25 protein-coding genes are annotated in these 21,389 nt (G+C 73.2%); 9 read left to right on the top strand and 16 right to left on the bottom strand.

Translation table 11 applies throughout. The features are described from left to right. Positions 1-118: 118 nt before the first annotated feature. The 7 genes from AC6H2I_RS23680 to AC6H2I_RS23650 all read right to left on the bottom strand — a co-directional run bounded on the left by AC6H2I_RS23680 (position 119) and on the right by AC6H2I_RS23650 (position 5,915). Positions 119-1,342, bottom strand: coding sequence for a CpaE/TadZ family protein (locus AC6H2I_RS23680; RefSeq protein WP_497503221.1), 1,224 nt, complete (start codon positions 1,340-1,342; stop codon positions 119-121). 4 nt (positions 1,343-1,346) lie between these two features. Continuing rightward, the gene (locus AC6H2I_RS23675) at positions 1,347-2,036 is read right to left on the bottom strand and encodes a CpaD family pilus assembly lipoprotein (protein ID WP_497503220.1); all 690 of its coding nucleotides are present in this window, start codon (positions 2,034-2,036) and stop codon (positions 1,347-1,349) included. A gap of 13 nt (positions 2,037-2,049) precedes the next feature. After that, positions 2,050-3,438, bottom strand: a complete 1,389-nt coding sequence (locus AC6H2I_RS23670; RefSeq protein ID WP_497503219.1) for a type II and III secretion system protein family protein — start codon at positions 3,436-3,438, stop codon at positions 2,050-2,052. Next, the gene (cpaB, locus tag AC6H2I_RS23665; RefSeq protein WP_497503218.1) at positions 3,435-4,313 is read right to left on the bottom strand and encodes a Flp pilus assembly protein CpaB; all 879 of its coding nucleotides are present in this window, start codon (positions 4,311-4,313) and stop codon (positions 3,435-3,437) included. Before cpaB ends, AC6H2I_RS23670 begins: the two co-directional genes overlap by 4 nt. Positions 4,314-4,321: 8 nt before the next feature. Further along, positions 4,322-4,831, bottom strand: a complete 510-nt coding sequence (locus AC6H2I_RS23660) for an A24 family peptidase (protein WP_497503217.1) — start codon at positions 4,829-4,831, stop codon at positions 4,322-4,324. Then, positions 4,828-5,049 (bottom strand): Flp family type IVb pilin, encoded by a 222-nt coding sequence (locus AC6H2I_RS23655; RefSeq protein WP_497503216.1) that lies wholly within the window; start codon positions 5,047-5,049, stop codon positions 4,828-4,830. Before AC6H2I_RS23655 ends, AC6H2I_RS23660 begins: the two co-directional genes overlap by 4 nt. Before the next feature lie 266 nt (positions 5,050-5,315). Further along, positions 5,316-5,915 carry a hypothetical protein gene (locus tag AC6H2I_RS23650; protein ID WP_497503215.1) on the bottom strand — a complete coding sequence of 200 codons (600 nt, stop codon included), beginning with the start codon at positions 5,913-5,915 and terminating at the stop codon, positions 5,316-5,318. A 173-nt stretch (positions 5,916-6,088) separates the two neighbouring features. Here AC6H2I_RS23650 and AC6H2I_RS23645 point away from each other — a divergent pair, with 173 nt between their 5' ends. After that, positions 6,089-6,454 carry a hypothetical protein gene (locus AC6H2I_RS23645; protein WP_497503214.1) on the top strand — a complete coding sequence of 122 codons (366 nt, stop codon included), beginning with the start codon at positions 6,089-6,091 and terminating at the stop codon, positions 6,452-6,454. Between the two features lie 28 nt (positions 6,455-6,482). Here the strand turns inward: AC6H2I_RS23645 and AC6H2I_RS23640 are convergent, their stop codons facing one another. The 9 genes from AC6H2I_RS23640 to AC6H2I_RS23600 form a co-directional block, all read right to left on the bottom strand. Next, entirely contained in the window at positions 6,483-7,484 is a 1,002-nt protein-coding gene (locus AC6H2I_RS23640) for a LysR family transcriptional regulator (RefSeq protein WP_497503213.1), read from the bottom strand. Positions 7,485-7,706: 222 nt separating this feature from the next. Then, complete coding sequence (locus tag AC6H2I_RS23635; protein WP_497503212.1) at positions 7,707-8,657, bottom strand: tetratricopeptide repeat protein; 951 nt, start codon at positions 8,655-8,657, stop codon at positions 7,707-7,709. Beyond that, the gene (locus tag AC6H2I_RS23630) at positions 8,632-9,285 is read right to left on the bottom strand and encodes a CpaD family pilus assembly lipoprotein (RefSeq protein WP_497503211.1); all 654 of its coding nucleotides are present in this window, start codon (positions 9,283-9,285) and stop codon (positions 8,632-8,634) included. Before AC6H2I_RS23630 ends, AC6H2I_RS23635 begins: the two co-directional genes overlap by 26 nt. A 2-nt stretch (positions 9,286-9,287) precedes the next feature. Next, positions 9,288-10,670: a type II and III secretion system protein family protein gene (locus AC6H2I_RS23625; protein WP_497503210.1), complete on the bottom strand. Its 1,383-nt coding sequence runs from the start codon at positions 10,668-10,670 to the stop codon at positions 9,288-9,290. Next, positions 10,667-12,835, bottom strand: a complete 2,169-nt coding sequence (sctV, locus tag AC6H2I_RS23620; protein WP_497503209.1) for a type III secretion system export apparatus subunit SctV — start codon at positions 12,833-12,835, stop codon at positions 10,667-10,669. The genes AC6H2I_RS23625 and sctV overlap by 4 nt, the downstream gene beginning before the upstream one ends. Further along, the gene (locus AC6H2I_RS23615) at positions 12,832-13,167 is read right to left on the bottom strand and encodes a tetratricopeptide repeat protein (protein ID WP_497503208.1); all 336 of its coding nucleotides are present in this window, start codon (positions 13,165-13,167) and stop codon (positions 12,832-12,834) included. The genes sctV and AC6H2I_RS23615 overlap by 4 nt, the downstream gene beginning before the upstream one ends. Positions 13,168-13,172: 5 nt before the next feature. Next, the gene (locus AC6H2I_RS23610) at positions 13,173-13,547 is read right to left on the bottom strand and encodes a hypothetical protein (protein ID WP_497503207.1); all 375 of its coding nucleotides are present in this window, start codon (positions 13,545-13,547) and stop codon (positions 13,173-13,175) included. Positions 13,548-13,559: 12 nt separating this feature from the next. Beyond that, positions 13,560-14,567 (bottom strand): SctD/MshK family protein, encoded by a 1,008-nt coding sequence (locus AC6H2I_RS23605; RefSeq protein WP_497503206.1) that lies wholly within the window; start codon positions 14,565-14,567, stop codon positions 13,560-13,562. Positions 14,568-14,650: 83 nt separating this feature from the next. Then, on the bottom strand, positions 14,651-14,809 hold the full coding sequence (locus AC6H2I_RS23600) for a hypothetical protein (protein WP_497503205.1): 159 nt from the start codon (positions 14,807-14,809) through the stop codon (positions 14,651-14,653). Between the two features lie 392 nt (positions 14,810-15,201). Here AC6H2I_RS23600 and AC6H2I_RS23595 point away from each other — a divergent pair, with 392 nt between their 5' ends. The 8 genes from AC6H2I_RS23595 to sctR are packed head-to-tail and all read left to right on the top strand — an operon-like array spanning position 15,202 to position 21,379. Beyond that, a complete protein-coding gene (locus AC6H2I_RS23595; RefSeq protein WP_497503204.1) occupies positions 15,202-15,786 on the top strand; it encodes a hypothetical protein in 585 nt (194 codons plus the stop codon). Further along, positions 15,783-16,547, top strand: a complete 765-nt coding sequence (gene sctJ / locus AC6H2I_RS23590) for a type III secretion system inner membrane ring lipoprotein SctJ (protein WP_497503203.1) — start codon at positions 15,783-15,785, stop codon at positions 16,545-16,547. The genes AC6H2I_RS23595 and sctJ overlap by 4 nt, the downstream gene beginning before the upstream one ends. Further along, positions 16,544-17,194, top strand: a complete 651-nt coding sequence (locus AC6H2I_RS23585) for a hypothetical protein (RefSeq protein WP_497503202.1) — start codon at positions 16,544-16,546, stop codon at positions 17,192-17,194. Before sctJ ends, AC6H2I_RS23585 begins: the two co-directional genes overlap by 4 nt. Beyond that, positions 17,187-17,855, top strand: a complete 669-nt coding sequence (locus AC6H2I_RS23580) for a FliH/SctL family protein (protein WP_497503201.1) — start codon at positions 17,187-17,189, stop codon at positions 17,853-17,855. Before AC6H2I_RS23585 ends, AC6H2I_RS23580 begins: the two co-directional genes overlap by 8 nt. Continuing rightward, positions 17,848-19,203, top strand: coding sequence for a FliI/YscN family ATPase (locus AC6H2I_RS23575; protein ID WP_497503200.1), 1,356 nt, complete (start codon positions 17,848-17,850; stop codon positions 19,201-19,203). Before AC6H2I_RS23580 ends, AC6H2I_RS23575 begins: the two co-directional genes overlap by 8 nt. Beyond that, positions 19,200-19,706 carry a hypothetical protein gene (locus AC6H2I_RS23570; RefSeq protein WP_497503199.1) on the top strand — a complete coding sequence of 169 codons (507 nt, stop codon included), beginning with the start codon at positions 19,200-19,202 and terminating at the stop codon, positions 19,704-19,706. Before AC6H2I_RS23575 ends, AC6H2I_RS23570 begins: the two co-directional genes overlap by 4 nt. After that, entirely contained in the window at positions 19,699-20,730 is a 1,032-nt protein-coding gene (sctQ, locus tag AC6H2I_RS23565) for a type III secretion system cytoplasmic ring protein SctQ (protein ID WP_497503198.1), read from the top strand. The genes AC6H2I_RS23570 and sctQ overlap by 8 nt, the downstream gene beginning before the upstream one ends. Continuing rightward, on the top strand, positions 20,723-21,379 hold the full coding sequence (gene sctR, locus AC6H2I_RS23560) for a type III secretion system export apparatus subunit SctR (RefSeq protein ID WP_497503197.1): 657 nt from the start codon (positions 20,723-20,725) through the stop codon (positions 21,377-21,379). Before sctQ ends, sctR begins: the two co-directional genes overlap by 8 nt. Positions 21,380-21,389 lie beyond the last annotated feature (10 nt).

The following is a 21,389-nucleotide window of genomic DNA, read 5'->3' as shown; positions in this document are numbered from 1 at the left end:
CGGCGGCTCGGGCGATGGCGACAGCGGCCACGCCCGCGGCGGCACCGGCGCGCGCGGCGGGGCCGGGCCGATGGCGGGCGGCGGCGTGGTGTCGAACGCGCGGCGGCCGAACATGCCATCACCTCCGCTTGAATCCGAGGAACCGCCGCTCCGCCGCCTTGTGGCTCACCGGGGAGCGGCCGGTCAGGTCGTTGACGATGCGGCCGAGCACCTCGGCGTAGGCGGGGTCCTGCTGGGCCAGCATCTCGCCCTTGTTGTCCGCCTGCAGCGCCACGCGGGAGAACGCCACCTCGTGGTCGATGCGCCGGCCGATGGTCTTCTCGAAGTCGCCGCGGGGGATCTCGCCGCGGCCGGTCGGCGCGGTGTGGTTGACCACCAGCAGGGCGCGCTGGCCCAGGTCCTCGCGGCCGATGAGGTGGGAGATCCGCATGGCGTCGCGCAGCGCGGTGAGGGTGGCGGAGGCCAGGATGATCTGGATCTCCGACTTCTCCAGGACCTGGCGGTAGAGCGCGCCGGGGCGGCGCGGCAGGTCCATGACGATGCAGTGGAAGCGCTGCTGGAGCGAGCGCAGCACCGCCTCCAGCGCCGCCGGGCTGTACTCCACGTTGTCCTCCAGCGGCTCCTCGGCGCTCAGCACCATCAGGCGGTCGCTCTTCTTGACGATGGCGCGGTCGAGGAACAGGTCGTCGATGCGGTGCGGGTTGTTCAGCGCCTCCATGAAGCCGATGGAGTGCTTCAGCCCCAGCATCAGGCTGACCGACCCGCAATGGAGGTCGAGATCGACGATGGCGGTGCGGCGCGCCGCGTCGCTGGACAGCATCCAGGCGAGGTTGGTGGCGAAGGTGGTGGCCCCGACCCCGCCGCGCGCCCCGGTGACGCAGATCACCCGGCCGGTGCGCTGGCGCTGCGGGGCGCCGGCGCGGCCCACCGCCTGGATGCCGACGATGCGGCGCAGCACCTCGGTGGTCACCGGCTTCACCAGGTAGTCGGCGACGCCGAACATGGTGAGGTCGCGGTAGAGGCCGATGTCGTTGACCTCGCCCAGGGCGATGATGATGACGTTGGGGCCGCAGACGTTGACCAGCTCGTCCATGTCGCTGAGCGGCATCTCCGAGCCGCTGAGGTCGACGACGATCATGCGTGGCGGGGTCGCCTGGCTGAGATAGGCGATGGCCTCGCGGCAGGCGCCGCGGCGCACCAGGGCCGGGGCGATCGCCTGCTCGTCGACCAGGCTGCGGATGCTCTCCTCGGTGCGCGCATCGGCGACGAAGGCCACCAGGGCGTTCAGCGCCCCCGCCGCCCCCTCGTCCCGGCCGCCCAGAAGCTTCGGCAGAAGGCTCATGGCGTCACTTCTCCGACCCGCCGGCGAACGGATTCTCCGCCCCCGCCCCGGCCCCCGCCCCGCCGGTCCCGCCGCTGTCGGTGGTCGTCACGGTGCGGGACCGGCCGATGGCGCGCACCGCGTTGTGGGTGTTGAAGGGGACGCTGCGCGGCGCGCCGACCAGGTCGTTGGGGTCGGCCAGCATGGCGGCGAAGTTGGTCGCGCTGGCGCAGCCGATCACCGGGTTGGGCAGCGCCAGGGGGTGGCCGGACAGGGTGGGCGGCGGAGTCGGCGCCGGGCAGCCGGGGGCCACCACACGGCTGACCGACACCCGCACCAGGGTGAGGTCGGGCGGCAGCTCCGGGGCGGTGCGCCGCAGCACCCGCCCCGCCGGCACGCCCAGGTCGGCGAGGGCGTCGAGCACCGCATCCGGGGTGCCGCGCGGCGGGGTCAGCACCTCGACCCGCACGCCGGCGCCGGCCCGGGCGCCGGTCTGGGCTCCCGTTTGGGCCCCCGTGTGGGCGGCGGCGAGGGCGGCGGCGAGCTGGGCCCGGTCGCCCGGGCGCAGGGCGGCGGCCGCCGGCCCGACGATGCGCACGTCGGAGGTGCGGGTGACCGCGCGGACCATCTGCGACGGCCGGGTGCCGTCCCAGGTTCCCTGGGGGGCGCAGGCGGTCAGGACGGCGCATGCGGCGAGCAGGTGGATCGGGTTCATCGAACGGGCCCGCTCAGAAGGCGAAACCGGCACGGCCGTTCAGGCGCGCCGCGGGGGGAGGGGCGGCGGACTGGGGCGACCAGCCGGTCATCAGGCGGGCCGCGTCGTTGCCGGCCGCGGCGGGGCCGCCCCCGGTGTCGAGGGAGCCGGGCTTGGTGGGGCGGACGATGTAGGGGGTGACCATGACCACCAGTTCGCTCTCCTCGTTCTGGAAGGTCTCCGACTGGAAGAGCTTGCCCAGGATCGGGATCTCCGACAGGCCGGGGATGCCGCGGTTGGTGCTGCTGCGGGTGTTCTGCAGCAGGCCGCCGATGACGAAGCTGTCGCCGCTGGCCAGCTCCACCGTGGTCTCGACGCGCCGGGTGGTGAGGGCGGGGATGGCGATTCCGTCGGCCTCCACCGCGCCGATGTCGGAGAGCTGGCTGGCCTCGGGGCGGACGTGCAGGTTGATGCGGTCGTGGGAGAGCACGGTGGGGGTGAAGTTCAGCCGCACCCCGTACTCCTTGAACGTGACGGTGGTGCCGTTGAGGCCGCTCTGGGTCACCACCGGGATCTCGCCGCCGGCGAGGAAGGACGCGGTCTGGCCGGAGATGGCGGTGAGGTTCGGCTCGGCCAGCACCGAGGCCAGGCCGCGCTCGCCCAGGATGTCGAACACCGTGCTGATCGACCAGTTGCCGGTCACGGCGCCGGCGAACAGGGTTTCGACGCTGGTGCTCGCGGGCAGGGCGCTGCGGGTCGCCCGCCCGGTCAGCAGGCCCAGCGCGCCGTTGCCGCCGTTGAACACGGCCTGCCAGTTGGTGCCGAACTGGGACACCGCGCTGCGCGAGATCTCGGCCACATAGACGCGGAGCTGGACCTGCACCTCGCTGGACAGGTTCAGGCGGTTCACCACCTTGTCCGGGTCGGGGGCGTAGGCGCGCACCAGCTCGACCACGCCGCGGGCCTGTTCGGGGGTGTCGACGTTGCCGGCGACGATGATGCTGGTCGGCGTGGCGTCGATGGTGACGGGGATGCGGGGGTAGTCGCGGTCGATGTGGTCGCGCAGCGCGCCGAACCAGGGCGTGACCACCACCGCGTAGCTGCCGATCTCCAGCCCCTGGGCGTCGATGGCGATGACCGTGGTGCGCCCCGCCTTCTTGCCCATCACCACCATGGTGCGCTGCTGCGGCGCCATGACGTCGGCGATCTCGGGGTTGACGACGAAGACCTGGGCGGCCTCGCGCGGCAGGCGCAGGATCTCGCCCTCGTCGACGTCGACGGTGATCGTCGCGGTGGTGCGCGGCGCGGCCGCGGGCGCCGCCGGGGCGACGGCCAGGGCCGCCAGCAGGACCGCGCCGGCCAGCGCGAGCGCGCCGGCGCGGCGGAGCGCCCGGCCACCGGCCCGGACGCGGGCGGGGGTCATTGGCTCTGCCCTCCGCGGTAGACGACGACGCTCGGCCCCGTCGCGGCGGGCCGGGCCGGGCCGGGCCCCGGGCCCATGCCGTTCAGCGCCTCCAGCACGTCGCCGGCCCACATCGGCTCGCTGGACGCGGTCTCCGGCTGGTCGGGGCGCTGCAGGCTGCGCAGCGCCAGGCTGAGGCGGCCCAGGGTGGTGGCGACCGCCAGCTTTTCGGCGTCGCGCGGCGCCACCTCCAGGGTGACCGTGCGGGCGACCCGGCCGCGGCCGTTGGTGCCCGGCTCCGGCGCCTTGCCGGCGGCGGGGTCGGCGTTGGTCGGGCCGTTCAGCGCCTGGTCGACCGCCAGCACGCGGATGTCGCGCAGCACGATCTGGCCGACGGTGCGCCGGCCCGGCTCCTCGACGTCGGCCAGGGAATGGGTGAGGATGACGTCGACCCGGTCGCCCGGGAAGATCAGCCCGGCGCTGCCGGTCACCTCGTCGACGGCGACGCTGGCCGAGCGCATGCCCGGCGGCAGGACGGCGGCCAGGAAGCCGCGGTCGCGCGGCGACACCAGGTCGCTGCGCTGCACCGGCTCGCCGGCGTTGAGCGGGCGCATCAGAACGGATCCGGCCAGCGGCGCCGCATCGTCGGTGCCCTGCACGAAGAGCTGGGGGCGCAGGGTGTTGATCGGCTGGTCGCGCCAGTCGAAATCGCCGGCCTGGAGGAAGTGGCCGGCAAGAAGGGGCGTGCGGGCCACCAGAACCGCCCGCATGGGCACCTCCAGCGTCACCGGTGCTGCGGCCGTCGGGGCCGGCCGCAGCACCGCCTTGGCGAGCAACGCCCCGGCGCCGAGCAGCATGACGCCGGTCAGGATCAGCAGAAGGTGCGGGGTGCGCATGGACCAACCTAACCTTTCCCAATCAACCCCAGGGCGGGATCCATGGCCGCCCGGGCCACCCAGGCCGCCCCGCCGATGGCGATGGCGATGCCGTAGGGCAGCTCCAGCCGCCGCAGCGCCGGGGTTTCTCCACCGCGCGCCCGGACGGCCAGGGCCGCCCCGGCGATCGCGACCGCCAGGACGCCGCCCGACAGGCAGGTGACGGCCAGCACGGTCGGCATCCCGGCGGGACCCGCCCAGGCGGCGACGGCGGTCAACAGCTTGACGTCGCCGCCGCCCATCACGCCCAGGCGGAACGCGCCGTAGGCGACGGCCAGGGTGAGCGCGGCGGCCACCAGGCCCCCACCCACCGCGGCCCACCGTCCCTCGACCAGGCCGGCGCCGACGAAGAGCAGCAGCAGCGCCGCCGACACCCAGTTGGGGATGAGCCGGTGGCGCCCGTCGGACACCGCCGCCACCCCGAGCAGCACCAGCAGCAGCCCGTTGACCGCGCCGAGGGATGGTGTGGCGGCGATCAAGGCGTCCCGCCGCCGCCGCCCCCGCCACCGGTTCCGCTCAGGGCATTCGTCTGGGTCTGAACCTGGGTGGCCAACTGGTCGAACAGGTCGTCGAGGTTGTCGCCCAGCGTGCTGGCGCCGCCGATCAGGGCCAGCGTGACGAGGGCGGCGATCAGGCCGTATTCCAGCGCGGTCGCGCCGCGGCGGTCGTTGAGCAGTTGTCGGAAGGATCGAGCCACAATCCGTCTCCATCTCTAGAGGTCATTGCAGCGCAAAGCCGCAGAAACGCGGCCCGCCCTGCTTGCGTACGCACCATATGGAAAAATAAAAACCAGAGTCAATCGTGGGCAGTTACATTGTTGTAGTTTGTTATTTGCCCAGGACGACACAATACGTCGCATTTGTTTGGCGAAAGAATAGAATCATGACTTTTGAATCGCAACGAAGTTTTGCGCAATCTGGGGCGAAGGAGTGATCACTCCCGTGAAAGAATGACAGTTTCAAGTCACCGCCCGCCGTCGCGGCCGTAGATGATGTCGATGTTGCGCAGCTGCTGCCGCCCGCCGACCTGGGCGTTCGCCGCCTCGATGCCCTGGCGGATCAGTTCGGCGTAGCGCGGCGGGCCGGAGACGAAGACGCTGCGGCCGGCCTCGCTGTGGCGCAGCTCGAAACGGTCGTCGAGAATGCCGAGGTCGCCCAGCTGGCGGTGCAGGAACTCGAAAGACACCTGCCCGATCGGCATGATCTGAGACACGTTCTCCTTCAGGGCGGAATAATAAATCTTGCCGCCGTCATAGTACCATGTGAATCCGTAGCGGCGGCCCAGGCTGTGAACCATGGAACGGAAGGAGGAATTCGGGATCTTCTCATTGATCCTGCCCTTGATGTCTTCGCTGATGAAGGCAGGGAGGCCGAGATGGTTGCTGATCTCCTCAAGAGCGGAGCGCAGATCCTGGTTGATGATGACATAGTTGCCGGCCGCCTTGTCCCAGTCCGGTTCGCCCGCGCGGGCCGGCCGCGGGCCGGGCAGGACCGTCACCGTCATCGCCACCACCACCACCGTTGCCGTTGCCGCTGCCGTTGCCGCTGCCGTGCCGCGCAGCATCGACCGCCACCCCCGCCATCGCATCGCATTGACTCCGCAGAATGGACAGTAAATCAACGGCTGAAAAACAAAATACAAGGGCAATGACCCCTCCGGCGTGGCACAGTCATGCCAGTTCCCGCGGAATGGGGGCGCGTGGCTACGCTTTGTCTCGACAAGGGAGAGCATCGGCGATGGGTCAATTCGAATACCGCAATCTGTTTGTTGCCGGGGTGGATGAGCAGGGAGCGGATGGGATCGATGCCGATGCCATCCATCATCTGTTGAAGGAGCGTGTGCGCGCCTACAACAGGCTGGGCGCCGAAGGATGGGACCTGATCGCCGAGCACCAGGACGGCACCACCTACGCCGTCGTGGCCACCTTCCGGCGGGCGGCCGCGGCGCCGGCGGACGCCGCGCCACGGGACGACGCGGCCACCGCGGCCCTGCCGGCCGGACCGGCCGCCGCTGCGGGGCCCACGGGCCGCACCCCCGCCTACCCGGTGCTCCAACCGAACGCGGCGGCGCCGGACTCCTTCCACCTCGTCTGGGAGGGATGACCGCCGCTTCCCCGGCCGGGCCGTGGCGTCAGGCGACATGGCGCAGGGGATCCCTGGCGCCCCGCGTGGGCATGGTCACCGCGCCGGCGCCGGGGACGGCCACGGCGTGGCGCCCCTCCTCGGGCGGCCCGGCCGCGCGACCGCCGGCGGGCGGGCGCTGGCGGAAGGTCTCGGCGAGCAGGTCGACGAAGGCGCGGACCTTCGCCGGCAGATGGCTGCGGCTGGGGTAGACGGCGTAGAGGTGGCGGTCGGGCAGGGTGTAGTCGGCCAGGACGACCTCGAGCCGCCCGGCCCGGACCTGCTCGTCCACCAGCCCGGCCGGCAGGGTCGCCACGCCCATGCCGTCCAGCGCGAGGCGGTAGGCGAAGCGGCTGTCGACGAACATGTAGCGGTCCAGGGCGACGTCCATGCGCCCGCCGTCGTGCAGGAAGGTCCAGGTGGCACCGGAGTTGGACAGGGCCAGCGCCATGTGCGCGCGCAGATCGCCCGGCGTTTGCGGCCGGCCGTGCCGCTCCAGATACGCCGGGGAGGCGACGACGACCTGTTCGATCTCCTTCAGGCGCCGGGCGATGAGCGACGCGGGCAGGGTGTTGGCGACCCACAGCGCCAGGTCGATGCCATCCTCGACGATGTTCGTCATGTCGTCGGTCAGGCCGACGTCCAGCTTCATGTGGGGATGGCGGCCGATGTAGGTGGCGATCACCGGCTGGAGGTAGCGCTCCGCCACGTAGTTCGGTGCGGTGATGCGCAGCGTCCCGCTCGGCGTCCCCTTCGCCGCATCGAAAACGCTCTTCACGCCGTCGATGTGCTGGAGAGCAACCTTGTAGCTTTCGTAGCAGGTTCGCCCCTCGTCGGTCAGGCAAATGCTGCGGGTGGTCCGCTGGATCAACCGTGTTTCCAGCATGCTCTCGAGGCTCTTCAGGTGTTTGCTGACCATCGCGTTGGATATTCCGAGATCGGCGGCTGCAGCGGTCAGGCTGCCCAGTTCGACGATGCGAGAGAACGCACGAATGCTAGTCAGCGTGTCCATTGCTTTGCCCTTTTGTTGGCTGCTTCTGCTATCCACCCCACATTTATTTTGAATTGTTGGGTACTAATAATATGTCATTTGGAGCTAGTTCATATCAATACGTACGGGATTTGGATTATCACCTCGATGTGATAGGGCTGTTTAACCAATTGGAAGCTTTTGTGACAATACGTAACATTGAGAAGGCCATTAACACTTCGCTAACTACGCGAGAACGGCCGCTCATGGCCGCCGCGCCGTGCGGATCTCGGCGCCGCCGGGCCACGGCGCCCCGGCCGGCACCGCACCGATGATGATGGCCCGCGCCGCCGGCGTGTCCGCCCCGCGCGCCGCCACGGCCTGCTGCACCAGGGCGGCGATCCCGGCGGCGCTCATCACCCGGCTGGCGGCCTGGCGGGCCTCCTCCTCGCGCCCGCACAGGGCAAGCACCAGGGCGTACCCGGCGAGATGGCGGGAGCGGACATAGGGCGAGGTCATGACGGCGTGGCCGATGCCGTCGGCCGCCTGGCAATCGTCGGCGATGGCCTCGAAGAGCGCGTGGTTGGTGCGCAGGTCGAGGTCGCCCGGCCAGCGCGCCGCCGCCTTGGCGTAGACCATCCGCGCCTCCTCCGGCTGGCCCTCCAGGGTGCGCAGGACGGCCAGGTTGCGGATGGCGCGGGCATCGGCGGAATCGCGCACCGCCTGTTCGACGTGGGGGCGCGCGTCCGCGACGCGCCCCTGCGCCATCAGCGCGGCGCCGAGGCCGCGTCGCGCCTCCACCAGGCCGTCGTCGCGCGTCAGCGCCTCGGAGAACGCGCCCGCCGCGTAGTCGTAGGAGCCGGTTCGCAACAGCACCTGCCCGTAGCGGACCATGGCGCCGGGATCGGCCCCGGCGGCGGTCGCCGCCTCCCGGTAGAAGCGCAGGGCGCCGCCGACATCGCCGCTGGCCAGCAGCTTGTCGGCGATGACGATGCGGTTCTCCTCCACCGGCGGCGGCTTGGTGGCGAAGCTCAGGGCGTCGTCGAGCAGCGACGGCTCGGTCGTTCCGGAGGTGTTGACGCAGCCCGCCAGCGCGAGCGCGGCGAGCGCCGCCCGCAGCCCGCGCCACCGGCGCCAACACCGACACCGGCCCGCCGGCGCGGGCGGGCCGGCCGGGGACCGCTGCCGGTCATTCCGCGGGAGCGCTGGGGGCATGGGACGGCAGCCTCTCGGAAAGGGGTGGCCCGCCGGCGCCCGTCGCCGCCGCGGGGTCGGCGTCGCCGTCGGCCTGCCGCATGGCGTCGACGACCAGCGGCGCCAGCGCGCCCGGGGCCATGGGCCGGCCCATGGCGAGGTCGCGGGGGTCGGCGACCATGCGGGCGAGCGCCAGGGCGCTGGCGCAGCCGGGGGCGACCAGGCCGTCGGTGAACCACGGCTCCGGCGACAGGCAGCGGCCGGGCACCGCGCGCAGCCCGCGCACCGACACCTGGAGCGGCGCGGGGCTGGGGCGGTGATCGACCCGCGCGTCGGGCATCTGCGCGGCGACCTCTTCGGCGATCGCCCAGCGCTTGGGCTCGCTGGCGGTGCCGGAGACCTCCACCGTGACCCGGCGCAGCCCGGCCGCACGGCTGCGCGCCAGCAGGTCGCGCACCGCCGTCCGCTCGTCGGGGGTGAGCAGCGTCGCCGTGGCCGGGCCGGCCAGCACGCTGGAGAGGGTGTGCGGCGACACCACGTGGGAGGTGTCGGGCGGTGGCGGCAGCGCCGGCATGCACCCGGCCAGGAACTGGACGGCCAGGAACAGGACGGGCGCGGCGGCGGCGTGCGGGCAGCGTCGGGACACCATGGTCAATCCACCAGGAAGCCGATGTGTTCGGCGGGCGGCGGTGGCGGCGGCTCGGCCGCGGCCGCCCCCTCCCGGTCGGTCGGCGCCGCCGGCGCGGTGTCGGTCGGCTCCACCAGATAGGGGGTGATCAGCACCACCAGCTCGGTCTCGCCGCGCTCGTACTGCTGCGAGGAGAACAGGGTGCCGAGCACCGGCACCTCGGAGAAGCCGGGCAGGGTGTCGCGGGTTTTCTGGAGGTTGCGCTGGAACATGCCGGCGATGGCGAAGGTCTGGCCGCTGGCGAGCTCCACGTCGGTCTCCACGCGGCGGGTCGAGAAGGCGGGCACCGAGGCGCCGGAGAAGCTCACCGCGTTCTGGGCCGACACGTCGCTCACCTCGGGCACCACGTGGATGGCGATGCGGTTGTTGCCGAGGATGACCGGCGTGAACTCCAGCGAGATGCCGAAGGGGCGGTACTCGATGCCCAGGGTCCCCTCCTGCTGGGGAATGGGGATCGGGATATCGCCGCCGGCGCGGAACTTGGCGGTGCGGCCGCTGCGCACGGTGAGGTTGGGCTCGGCGATGGTCTGCACGACGCCGCGGCTTTCCAGCGCCTCGATCACCAGGTTGGCGTCGACCCGGCCGCCGCGGTAGCCGACCGACGGCGTGGCGTAGGGGTTGAGCGGAAAGCCGCCGAGGGCCTCGCCGACCACGGTGCCGACGGCCGCCCCCGTGGCCAGGCCGAGGGTGACGTTGCCGAGGTCGAACAGGGCGCTCCAGTCGAAGCCGAGGTTGGTGATCTGGTTGCGCGAGACCTCGGCGAATCGCACCTTCAGCGTGATCTGCCGTTCCCCGGCGTAGGCCGCGGCGTTGGTCCGCGCCGCCTCGTCGGCGGCGCTCTCCAGGATGCGCTGCGCCGCGATCCCCTCCTCGACGCTGTCCGCGGTGCCGGCCAGCACCAGCCGGTTGCCGACGATCTCGTAGCGCAGCTTGGTCTGGGGGTGGCTGCGCCGCAGCAGCTCGGTCGACCCCTGGGCGTCGGCGGTCACCGCGACGGTCATGCTGGCGGCGACGCGGTCGTCCTGGGTGACCACGGTCAGGTCGGTGCGGCCGATGCCGATGCCGAAGACGTACAGCAGGGTCGGCGTGACCACCTTGACGTCGGCCACCGCCGGGTCGCCGACCACCACCGAACCGACGGACTCGTCGATCTCCAGGAGCCGGCCCGCACCCTTGACCAGATGCAGCTCGCTGCCGACGCTGGCCAGCCGGGTCGCCGCCGCGGCCCGGGCGGCGGCGGGCGCCGCGGCCGCGGTCGCCAGGGCGGCCGACGCGGCCCACGCGACCAGCAGGACTGCGGCCGGCCGGGACCGGCGTGGCGGGTGGGGGAGGGCGGTGCGGGTCATGCGGCGGCCGGGGCTGCGGACAGGGAGGGCGTCGGGGATCCCGGCGGCACCGCGGTGGTGTCGCCGGACAGCGCGATGGTGGTGATCGGCCGCACCGCGTAGTCCGGGGCGATGTCCTGGAACGACAGCACCGGCATGTCGATCTCGTTGCGCATGAGAAAGCCGCGCAGGAAGCGGCGGATGTCGAGGGAGGTCAGGATCACCACCGGCGGCGCGGCCTCGGATTCGGCCGGGCGCTTGCGGCGGACCTGCTCCAGCAGGCGGGTGGCGTCGGCGTCGGACAGGGTGAGGTAGGTGCCCACCGCGGTCGGCCGCAGCGCGGCGCGCAGGACGTCCTCGGTGTCGCGCTGCAGCAGCAGCGCCGCGATCATCTTGTCGGCGTCGGCGTGGGCGTGGCTGATCTGCCGCTTCAGGCTGCCGCGCACGTACTCCGCCAGCAGGGCCGGATCCTGCTCCTTGGGCCCCCATTCCACCAGCGCCTCCAGGATCAGCCGGCGGTTGCGCACGGAGACCTGCTCGTCCAGCAGCCGCTTCAGCACCTCGGTGAAGCGTTGCAGGGGCACCGCGCGGTTGGCCTCGCGCACCAGGTCCTCGAAGGCGTCGGATTCCATGGCGGCCAGCAGGTTCTTCGCCTCCTGGATGCCGACGAACTGGCCGGCGTTGCGGCGCAGGGTCGTGGACACCCGTTCCACCAGCACCTCGGCGGTGCCGAGCCACGCCAGCTTGCCCGCGTCCAAGGTCGCCGTCGCGGCGGCGTCGGCCCACAGCTCCTGACCCGTGGCCGGGGCCGGGGCCGGAAGAAGCGTGTGCCCGACCCCCAGCAGGTCGACGTCCATCGCCGGCGCCCGCACCAGCACCCGGTCGGCCGGCACCTCGCCCCGCGTCACCGGCAGGTGATCGATCAGCACGGTGTAGCCCTGGCCGGGCAGGGTGGCGTCCTCGGTGACGCGCATCGCCGGGAACTCGATCCCGAACTCCTCGTGCAGGGCCCGCCCCAGGGCGTTCAGGCGCGCCGGCACGTCGGTCGCCGCCAGGGCCAGCGGCGGGGCCAGCCGGATCTCCGCCGGGGCCATGGTCCGGCTGCCGGCGGTGGTCTTGCCGTCGGCCTTGCCGACGCTGCCCGACCAGCCTGCCGCCAGGGCCGAGCCGGACGGCGCGAAGGCGCCGTCGTCGTCGGCCGCCAGCGCCGTCTGGTGGCGGTGGGCGAGCCAGGCCAGCCCGGCCATGGCGACCGCCAGGGTGGCGAAGATCGCCTTGGGGAAGTGCGGCACCATCACCATCACCCCCAGCACCCCGGCGGCCGTCGCCAGGGCGCGCGGCTTGGCGAACTCGCGCGAGATCTCGATGCCGAGGCTGGAATCGCCGCCGGTGACCCGGGTGATGATGGCGCCGGACGCGATCGACATGAACAGCGCCGGGATCTGGGCGATCAGGCCGCTGCCGACGGTCAGCAGCGAGAAGGTGTGGGCCGCCTCGGCGAAGGACAGGTTGTGCTGGAGCACGCCGATGATGATGCCGCCGACCAGATTGATCACCACGATGGCCATGCCGGCCAGGGCGTCGCCCTTGACGAACTTCATGGCGCCGTCCATGGCGCCGAAGAGCTGGTTCTCCTGGGCCAGCATCTTGCGCAGGCGCACCGCCTCGGACTGGGTGATGTCGCCGTTGCGCAGGTCGTTGTCGATGGCCAGCTGCTTGCCCGGCATGGCGTCCAGGGTGAAGCGCGCGCCGACCTCGGCGACGCGCTCCGACCCCTTGGTGATGACCAGGAACTGGACGACGGTGATGATCAGGAAGATGACCACGCCGGCCAGCAGGTTGCCGCCGATGACGTACTCGCCGAAGGCGCGGACGATCTCCCCGGCGTCGGCTTCCACCAGGATCGACCGGCTGGTGGTGATCTCGATCGACATGCGGAACACGGTCACCACCAGGATGACCGAGGGCAGGGTGGCGAACTCCACGGCCCGGGTGATGTTCATGGCCAGCATCAGCACCAGGGCGGTGACGCCGATGTTGAGTCCGATCAGCATGTCGACCACCAGCGGCGGCAGCGGCAGGATGATCATGACCACCGCCACCAGCAGCAGCACGATGACCGAATAGTTGCCCAGCACGCTCATGCCGCCCAACAGGCGGCTGGCCAGGGGCGGGGAGGGGCTCATGCCGCGGTCGCCTCCTGGCGCAGCATCTCGGCCCGCAGCCGGCGCGCCTCGGCGGCCCGCCCGGCCAGCCACAGGGCGCGGCAGCGCAGCATCCCGAAGCTCTGGCGCTGCGCCGGGTCGGCGGCGCCCAGGTCCATGCGGTCGAGCAGCGCCACCGCCGCCGAGCCCTCGCCGGCGGCGACATAGCAGCGGATCAGCGTCTCCGCCAGCGGCACCCGGCGGGGCGCCGCCTCGAACGCCGCGGCGGTCAGCGCCAGGGCCCGCGCGGCGTCACCGATCCGCAGGTAGAAGGCGCCGAGCGCGTGGAGCATCGTGATCTGGCTGTCCGTCACCGCGGTCACTCCACGAGGCTGTTGAGCTGTCCGTTCAGCACGAGGTGGTTGCGCACCTCCTCGTGGAGGACCGCCGCCGCGTTGCGGGCGACCGGGTCGCTGCGTTGGGAGAACAGGGCGTGCAGCGCCACCAGCGTGCGCATCTGCTCCTCGGCGCTGCCCAGCGCGGCCCGCCCGGCGATCCGCGGGTCCAGCCAGGGCACCGCCCCCGCTGGGGCGGCGGCCGGAGCGGCAGGTGCAGGGACCGGCTCCGGGGCGGCGGGCGGTGGCGTCTTCGCGACGCCGGCGGTCGCCGCGGCCGGCGCCACAGACGCCACCGGCGCCGCCGGCCGGTCGACGGGGTACAGCTCGGCCCGCAGCTGGCTGACGTCGAGGCTCATGCCCGGGTCCGGTCACGGAACCAGGCTGACGCGTTCGTCCTGGCGGCTGACGACGATCGCGTCCCGCGCGATCGTCTCGATCGCCCAGCCCCCCGGAAGCCGCGCCCCGACGCCATACTTCTCTCCGTTGCTTGCGATCACATAGGCCCCGGCGCCGGCCCAGATGCTCTGGATGGCGAAGCTCGGGACGGCCGCGGCGCCCTCCTCGACCCGGACCTCGGACACCAGGGTGATCCGGCCCCGGTAGGTCGTGTCGAACCACGCCTGGGCGCCGGTCCAGGCGCTCTCGCTTTCCGGGCGCACGGCGCCGCGCGCCTCGACCACCCCGGCCCCGGCCTGCACCCGCACCAGCCCGGCCAGGCCGGAGTCGCGCAGGCGGTCGGCCATGGCGCTGGCGGCGGTCGCCGCGCCGGCCGCACCGCCGTCCGTGGCGTCGGCGTCGGCGGGTTCCGCGGCGGGAGCCGCGAAGTCGAGCCCGGTGAGGGACAGCCCGGCGCGCATCAGCGCGACCGGGCCGGACGGTGCGGTGGCCGCCGCCGCCACCGGCGCGCCGCCCATGCCGCCCGTGCCGCCCGTGCCATGGCTGGCCGGCACCGCCGCGCCCAGGGCGCCGGCCACCACGACGGCGCCGCCGGCGACCAGCGCCAGGCGGCGCAGGCGTGACGGGCGCCGTCCCGGCGGCGTCGCCAGGGCCCGGGTCGCGGACAGGGTGATTCGCACGCCGTCGAGGGTGATGTCGGTCGGCAACGGGACGATCACACGGGCGCCCGCGCTGAGCGGCCGGCCCGCCACCTGGACCGCGCCGCCCACCGGGCGCAGCGAGCAGGTGCCGTTGCGCAGATGCAGTTCGGCGTGGGCGTCGGCGATGCCGTCATCGGTCAGCACGATGTCGGCGTCGTCGGCGCGGCCGACCATGTAGTGGCCGGGCGCCAACGCCACCGCGGCCCCGGCGTGCCGGCCGGAACGGATCAGCGCCGAGTAGTCCTGCGCGACGGGGGCGTGACCGGGCTCGGTCGGCATGTCCACTCCTCGGAAACGGTCGGTGGAGGCGTCCGGCCGCCATGACGGGGCAGGGCGGTCGGACGCCGGGCACACGCGGTCGCTTACTTCGCCTTCGACCAGGCCTGCGCCACTTCCTTCGCGATCTGGGCCTCCTGGGCGGCCATCTCGTTCTTGATCTGGTTGACCGAGAGGTCGAGGTACTGCTGCTGGGCCTCCTTCTGCAGGCCTTCCAGCGTCTCGACGGAATTACCTTCAGCCATGATGTGCTCCCTTAATGAACGCCGCACGTTGTTTCCAGAGCCTTCATCCGACCTGGAAAGCCACCCCGTTCGAAGCGGCCTGATCACGTTTATCAAAACGAACTATAAAGGAAATTTCTTTCGGTATTCTGACAGGAAACTCATTTTTTCGTCCCGGTGTTGTATCTCGAGTCGCGTCAAGGCACTTGTTCCGGGCGGCGAGCAATAAACCTGTTAGCGGGACTCGAATGTGAGGTCAACCATGCATCATCAACTTGGGGGAACGGGATTGTTTCCGATCCGGGTGTTCCATCCCCGGGCGATCTGAACTAACACGGGGGTCATGTTGAGTCGAGCGGCCGGCCGGTGGCGCAGCCGGCAGGCGGTTCGTTCCTGCAAGACGGGGCAAGGCGATGACGGTGACGCAGGTCCAGCTTGCCGCGGCGGGTGCCGCCCCCGGCGGGGGCGCCGCTCCCCTGGAGCCGACGGCCCGTGTCGATCTCGGCGGCCTGGCGCACCAGGCGGGCGACGCCGAACGCCTGGGCAATCCGCAGGCGCTGGGCAACGAGATGGCCCAGGGGCTGCGCGACCTTCTCCGGCGCAGCGAGGAGATCAACCGGGTCGTCGGCGAGGACTTCCTGAAGGCGCAGGCCCGCATCGACGCGCGGGAGGCCGGCCGTGCCATCGGCATGCCCGGCCTTGCCGGCATGATCGGCTCCGGCCAGGCGCCGCTGCAGGCGCAGGGGATCACCGGCTGGTCGGGCGACGCCGGGCGGCTGATGGCGGCCTCGCTGCCCGGACCGGCGTCGCGCCATCCCGGGGCCGGTGGCGGCAGCGGCGGCGGCTTCGCGGAGCGGTGGGACCATCTGCAGGACACCTACGACCGCGCCTTCGTGCGCTACACCGAGTTCGCCGCCTACCAGATCCAGGCCTCGGAGCTGCAGAAGATCACCGAGCAGCTGTCCAACGCCATCAACTCGCTGGTGCGCGCCTCGTGAGGGGCGCGGCGGGGCAGGGGAGGCGGCGGCCCTGGCTGGCCGGCCTGCTGCTGGGCGCGGGGCTGCTGCTGTCGGCGTGCGAGACCGAGCTGTACAGCGGGCTCGACGAGGTGCAGGCGAACGAGATGGTGGCGATCCTGCGCGAGGCCGGCCTGTCGGCCGGGCGGCGCGCCGACAAGGACAAGACGGTGACGGTGCTGGTGGAGGACCGCCATTTCACCGACGCCGTCGCCCTGCTCAAGGCCCGCGGCTACCCGCGCCAGATCTACCAGACCCTGGGAAGCGTCTTCAGCGGCGGCGGCCTGGTGGCCTCGCCGACCGAGGAGCGTGCCAAGATGATGTACGCGCTGAGCGAGGAGCTGGGCCGCACGATCTCCTCGATCGACGGGGTCCTGACCGCCCGGGTGCACATCGTGCTGGCCGAAACCGACCTCCTGCAACAGGACTCCAGCCCGTCGGCGGCCTCGGTGTTCATCCGCTACGCCGCCTATGTGCCGGTCGACACCTTCCTGTCCCAGATCAAGATGCTGGTCGCCAACGCCGTGGTCGGCGTGACCTACGACAAGGTGTCGGTGGTGCTGGTGCCGGTGGACGTGGCCAAGCCGGCGCCGCGGTCCCCGCTGGCCCGGCTGATCGAATCCGACCCCGTCGTGCCGCTGCCCTTCGTCATCGGCGGCGGCATCGGCCTGGCCCTGGCCGGCGCCGCCGCCGGCGCCTTCCTGCGCCGGCAATGGCCGGCCAAGTTCAAGCTCGCGCCATGACCGCCGCCGATCCGTCGCCGGGCCAGCTCGCCGACGCCATCGCCGCGGCCTGGGACGGGATGCCGGGCGAGCTGCCGCGGGCCACGCTGGAGCGGGCGTTCGACCCGCCGCCGCCGGGCGCCGTGCTGGACGCGCTGCTGGCCAGCCCGCGGCTGCGCCGCCGCGTCGGCGAGCGGGTGGCCGCCCGGCTGGGCCTGGAGCGGCCGGCGGCGGCGGCCTTCGACCATCCCGCGCACCGGCTGGTGCTGCACGGCCGGGCCGCCGCGGACGAGGCGATGCGGCTGGCCGGCGTGATCCGCCACGGCGAGGCGATCGGCCGCCTGGTTCTGCGCCGCGACCGCGAGCGGGTCGCCGAGGCGGTGGGGCGCGCCGCCTTCGACCTGGCGCTGCGCCATCGCGGCGGCGGCCAGGCCGGGGAGGCCGCCGCCCCGCCGGCGGCCGACGCGGACTCCCTGATCGACGCCTGCCGGCGCCAGGGGCCGGTGTGCATGGCGGCCTGGATCACCGCCCTGCCGGCTGGGCTGGCCGGCTGGCTGGCGGCCCTGCTGCCGGCGGCCGCCGCCCTCGTCCCGGTGGCCGGCGATTTCCGCAACGTCGAGGCGGCCCGCAACGGCGCCCTCGCGGCGATGGGGCAGAGCGATGTCTGAGCCGCCCGCGCCCGAGCGGCCCTTGCGCGCGTCCCCGCCGCTGCCGGCCGCGGCACCGGGCGACCCGGCCTTCGCCCCGCGCGGCCGGGTGGTGCGGGCCGGCGAGGTCCGGGTCTGGCACGAGGGCGCCGGCTACCTCGCGGCGGCGCGGGCCGAGGCGGCGCGTCTCGTCGCCGCCGGCGAGGACGAGCGGCGGCGCCTGGTCGAGCTGGGGCGCCGGGAGGGCGAGGCGGCGGCGGCGGCGGCGACGACCCGCCGGATGGCCGAGGCGTCGCGGCGCATCGACGCGCTGCTGGCGGGGTGCGAGGGCTGGCTGGCCGATCTGGTCGCCGACACCGTGGCCCGCATCCTGGGCGACCGCGACCGGCGCGACGCGACGCTCCTGGCGGCGTGCCATGCGGTGCGCGAGTTCCGCCACGCCCGGCGCCTGGTGGTGCGGGTGCCGTCGGCGGCGGTGGCATGGGTCGACCATGGCCTGGCGGAGCACCTGGAGCCGGCGCTGCGCGCGGTCCTGGTGATCCAGCCGGACCCCGGCCTGGCCGAGGGCCGTTGCGTCGTCTCCTGCGAGTTCGGCACGGTGGAAGCCGGCATCGACGACCAGCTCGCGGCGTTGCGGGCCGGTCTGGCGGCACCACCGCCGGCGGAGCCGGGCGATGGCTGAGGCCGTGCCCCCGGCCATGCCCCCGGCCGTGCCCGATCCCGGCGGGCTGGCGGCGGCGGTGCGCCGCCGGGTGGCGGGCGCCGCCGTGCGGCCGGTCAAGGGAACGCTGTCGCGGGTGTCGGGCACGGTGATCGAGACCGTGCTGGCGGGGTTGCGGGTCGGCGAGCTGTGCCGGTTGCAGGATCCGGCGACCGGCGAGGAGGGCCTGGCGGAGGTGATCGGCTTCGCCGCGGACTCGGCGGTGCTGGTGCCGATCGGCGGAACCCGTGGGCTGTCGACCCGGACCGAGGTGGTCCCCACCGGCGGCGCCATGCGGGTGCGGGTCGGCGGCGCGCTGGTCGGCCGGGTGCTCGACGGCTTCGGCCGGGCGATCGACGGCCGGCCGCACCCGACCGGGGGCGTCCCGCGGCCGCTCGACGCGCCGCCCCCGGACGCGCTGACCCGCCAGGTCATCAAGGCACCGCTGCCGACCGGGGTGCGGGTGGTCGACGGTCTGCTGACCTGCGGCGTCGGCCAGCGCATCGGCATCTTCGGCGAGCCCGGCGGCGGCAAGTCGTCGCTGCTCGCCTGCCTGGTCAAGGGCGCCACCGTGGACGTCGCCGTGGTCGCGCTGATCGGCGAGCGCGGCCGCGAGGTGCGCGAGTTCGTGGAGCGCGACCTCGGGCGGGCCGGGATGGCGCGGTCGGTGGTCGTCGTCGCCACCTCCGACCGTCCGGCGCTGGAGCGCCACAAGGCGGCGCAGGTCGCGACCGCCATCGCCGAGCAGTTCCGCGACGAGGGCAAGCGGGTGCTGCTGGTGATGGACAGCATCACGCGCCTCGCCCGCGCCCAGCGCGAGATCGGCCTGGCGGCGGGCGAGCCGCCGACCCGGCGCGGCTATCCCCCCTCGGTCTTCGCCATGATGCCGCCGCTGCTGGAGCGCGCGGGGCCGGGGGTGCGCGGCTCCATCACCGCGTTCTACACGGTGCTGATGGAGGGCGACGGCACCCAGGACCCGGTGGCCGAGGAGATCAAGAGCATCCTCGACGGGCACATCATCCTGTCGGCGAAGCTGGCGCGGGCCAACCACTACCCGGCCATCGACGTGCTGCAGAGCCGCAGCCGCGTCATGGCCCACGTCGCCGCCCCGCGCCACCAGGCCGACGCCGCCAAGGTGCGCGCGCTGCTGGCCCGCTACGACGAGATCGAACTGCTGCTGCGGGTCGGCGAGTACCGCGCCGGCAGCGACGCCCTGGCCGACGAGGCGGTGCGCAAGATGACGGTCATCAACGAGTTCCTGCGCCAGAAGGCGTCGGAGTCCAGCCGATGGGAGCAGACCATGGCGCAGTTGAAGCGGCTGGGCGAATGATCCGGTCGCTCGGGCCGTTGCTCGACCTGCGCCGCCTGCGCGAGCGCCAGGCGGCGAGCGCGCTGCGTCTGGCGACCGGGCGCCTCGACGCCCAGTCCGCCCAGGTGAGCGACCTGGAGCGCCGGCAGGCGGCGCTGGCGGTGGCGTCGCGCCGGCGCATCGCCGACCTCTACGCCGGCACCGTCGCCACCAGCATGGGGCCGGGCGCGCTCGACCGGCTGGTGCTGGCGATCGACGAGCAGTATCTGCTGCAGGCGCAGATGGCCTTCCTGGTGGAGGCGCAGCGGCGCCGCCGCGCGGCCATCGCGGCGGAGGTCGAGGCGGCGCGGGGTGTGCTCGACGAGCGCCGGCGCACCGTGCAGAAGCTGGAGGCGCTGGCCGAGGAGATCGGCCGCGCCGAGGCCGCGGCGGCGGAGATCCGCGAGGAGGCGGAGGCCGAGCGCCCGCACCCCGGCGCGCGGGCGGCGGGCGGCGGGGCAGCGACGGGGGCGGGCCATGGATGATCCCTTCGCCCCGGGCCGGCGCGGCTGGGGGCCTCCGGCCCTGCCCCGGGTCGGCGCCGTGGAGGCGGCCGCCAGCCGCCGCCTGCACCGCGGCCGCGCCCCGGCCACCGTGCCGTTCGGCGGCCGCGATCTGGAGCTTGCGGTGGCGCCGCCGCACGAGATGGCGGCGGCCGAGGCGGGGGCGCTGTGCCTGCCGGTGGCGATCGGCACGGCGGTCGGCCGGGTCGACCTGTCGCGGCCCCTGGTGCGCGTCCTGCTGGACCCGCTCGGGCCCGAACTGGGCGACGACCACCCCGACATCGACCTGCTGCTCGAGCTGGCGCTGGAGGACGCGCTGCGGGCGCTCGAGGCGGCCATCGGGCGGGCGCTGGCGCTGCGCCCGCCCGGCGGTGCGGTGCCGGCCGATCTCGGCCGGGTCGGCTTCCGGGTGGCGCGCGACGGGGTGACGCTGGGCCACGCCGGGCTGCGCCTGGCCCCGCCCGAGATGGCGCTGGTCCGGGAGGCGCTGGACCGCCTGCCGGCCCACTCCAGCCGGCTCGGCGCGGTGCCGCTCCCGGTCAGCGCCCAGGCCGGCTCGGTGGTCCTGCCGCTGGCCGTGCTGCGCAGCCTGCGGCGCGACGACGTGGTCGTCCTCGACGAGGCGGCGCCGTGGGGAACGGTCCGCCTGGAGGTCGCGGGACGGCCGAGCCTGAGCGCCCGCATCCAACCCGAAGGACTGGCCGTCGTCGCGCGCGACGACCGCCGCAGACGAGGATCCCCCGCGATGGACGACAAGGGCAACCACCCCCCCGCGCCGGCGGCGCTCGACGACGTGACGGTGCGCATCGTCTGCGAACTCGGGCGGTGCGACGTCACCCTGGCCGAGCTGGGCGCGATCCGCCCGGGCTACGTGCTGGACCTGGGCCGGCCGGGCGGCGGCGCGGTCGACCTGATGGTGCGCGGCCAGCTGGTCGGCAAGGCGGAGCTGGTGCAGATGGACGGCGCCGTCGGCGCCCGGGTGCTCCGGCTGTTCGACCATGACTAGCGACCTGTTCCCGAACCTCGTCACGCTTCTCATCATCAGCGTCGGGATCAGCCTGGTCCCGCTGATCATCGTCACCCTGACGGCGTTCCTGAAGATCTCCATCGTCATGTCGCTGCTGCGCAACGCCCTGGGCACGCAGCAGGCACCGGCGACCATCGCGCTCTACGGCATCGCGCTGGTGCTGGCGCTCTACATCGCCACCCCGCTGATCGGCGTGGTCTACGCCCGGATCACCGACCCGTCGCTGGATTTCAACACGGTGGAGGGCTGGGAGCACGCCGCCGCCTTTGTCGGCGAGCCCGTGCGCGAGCACCTGTTGCGCCTGACCCCGACCGGCGAGCGCGACTTCTTCCTGGCGGCGACGCGCCGGGTGTGGCCGGCCATGGCGACCGACGAGGTGGCCAACGACGACTTCGTCATCCTGCTGCCGGCCTATGTGGCGTCGGAGCTGACGCGGGCGTTCGAGATCGGCTTCCTGCTCTACCTGCCCTTCCTGGCGGTCGACCTGATCATCGCCAACGTGCTGATGGCCATGGGCATGTCGATGCTGTCGCCGCCGGTGATCTCGGTGCCCTTCAAGATCTTCCTGTTCGTCCTGGTCGATGGCTGGTCGCGCCTGCTGCACGGCCTGATCCTGAGCTACAGCTGAGGGAGGGGGG

The organism is Azospirillum sp. NS33 (assembly GCF_059703765.1).
Note: the sequence above shows the minus strand (reverse complement) of the source record. Positions and strands in the feature narration are given on the sequence as shown.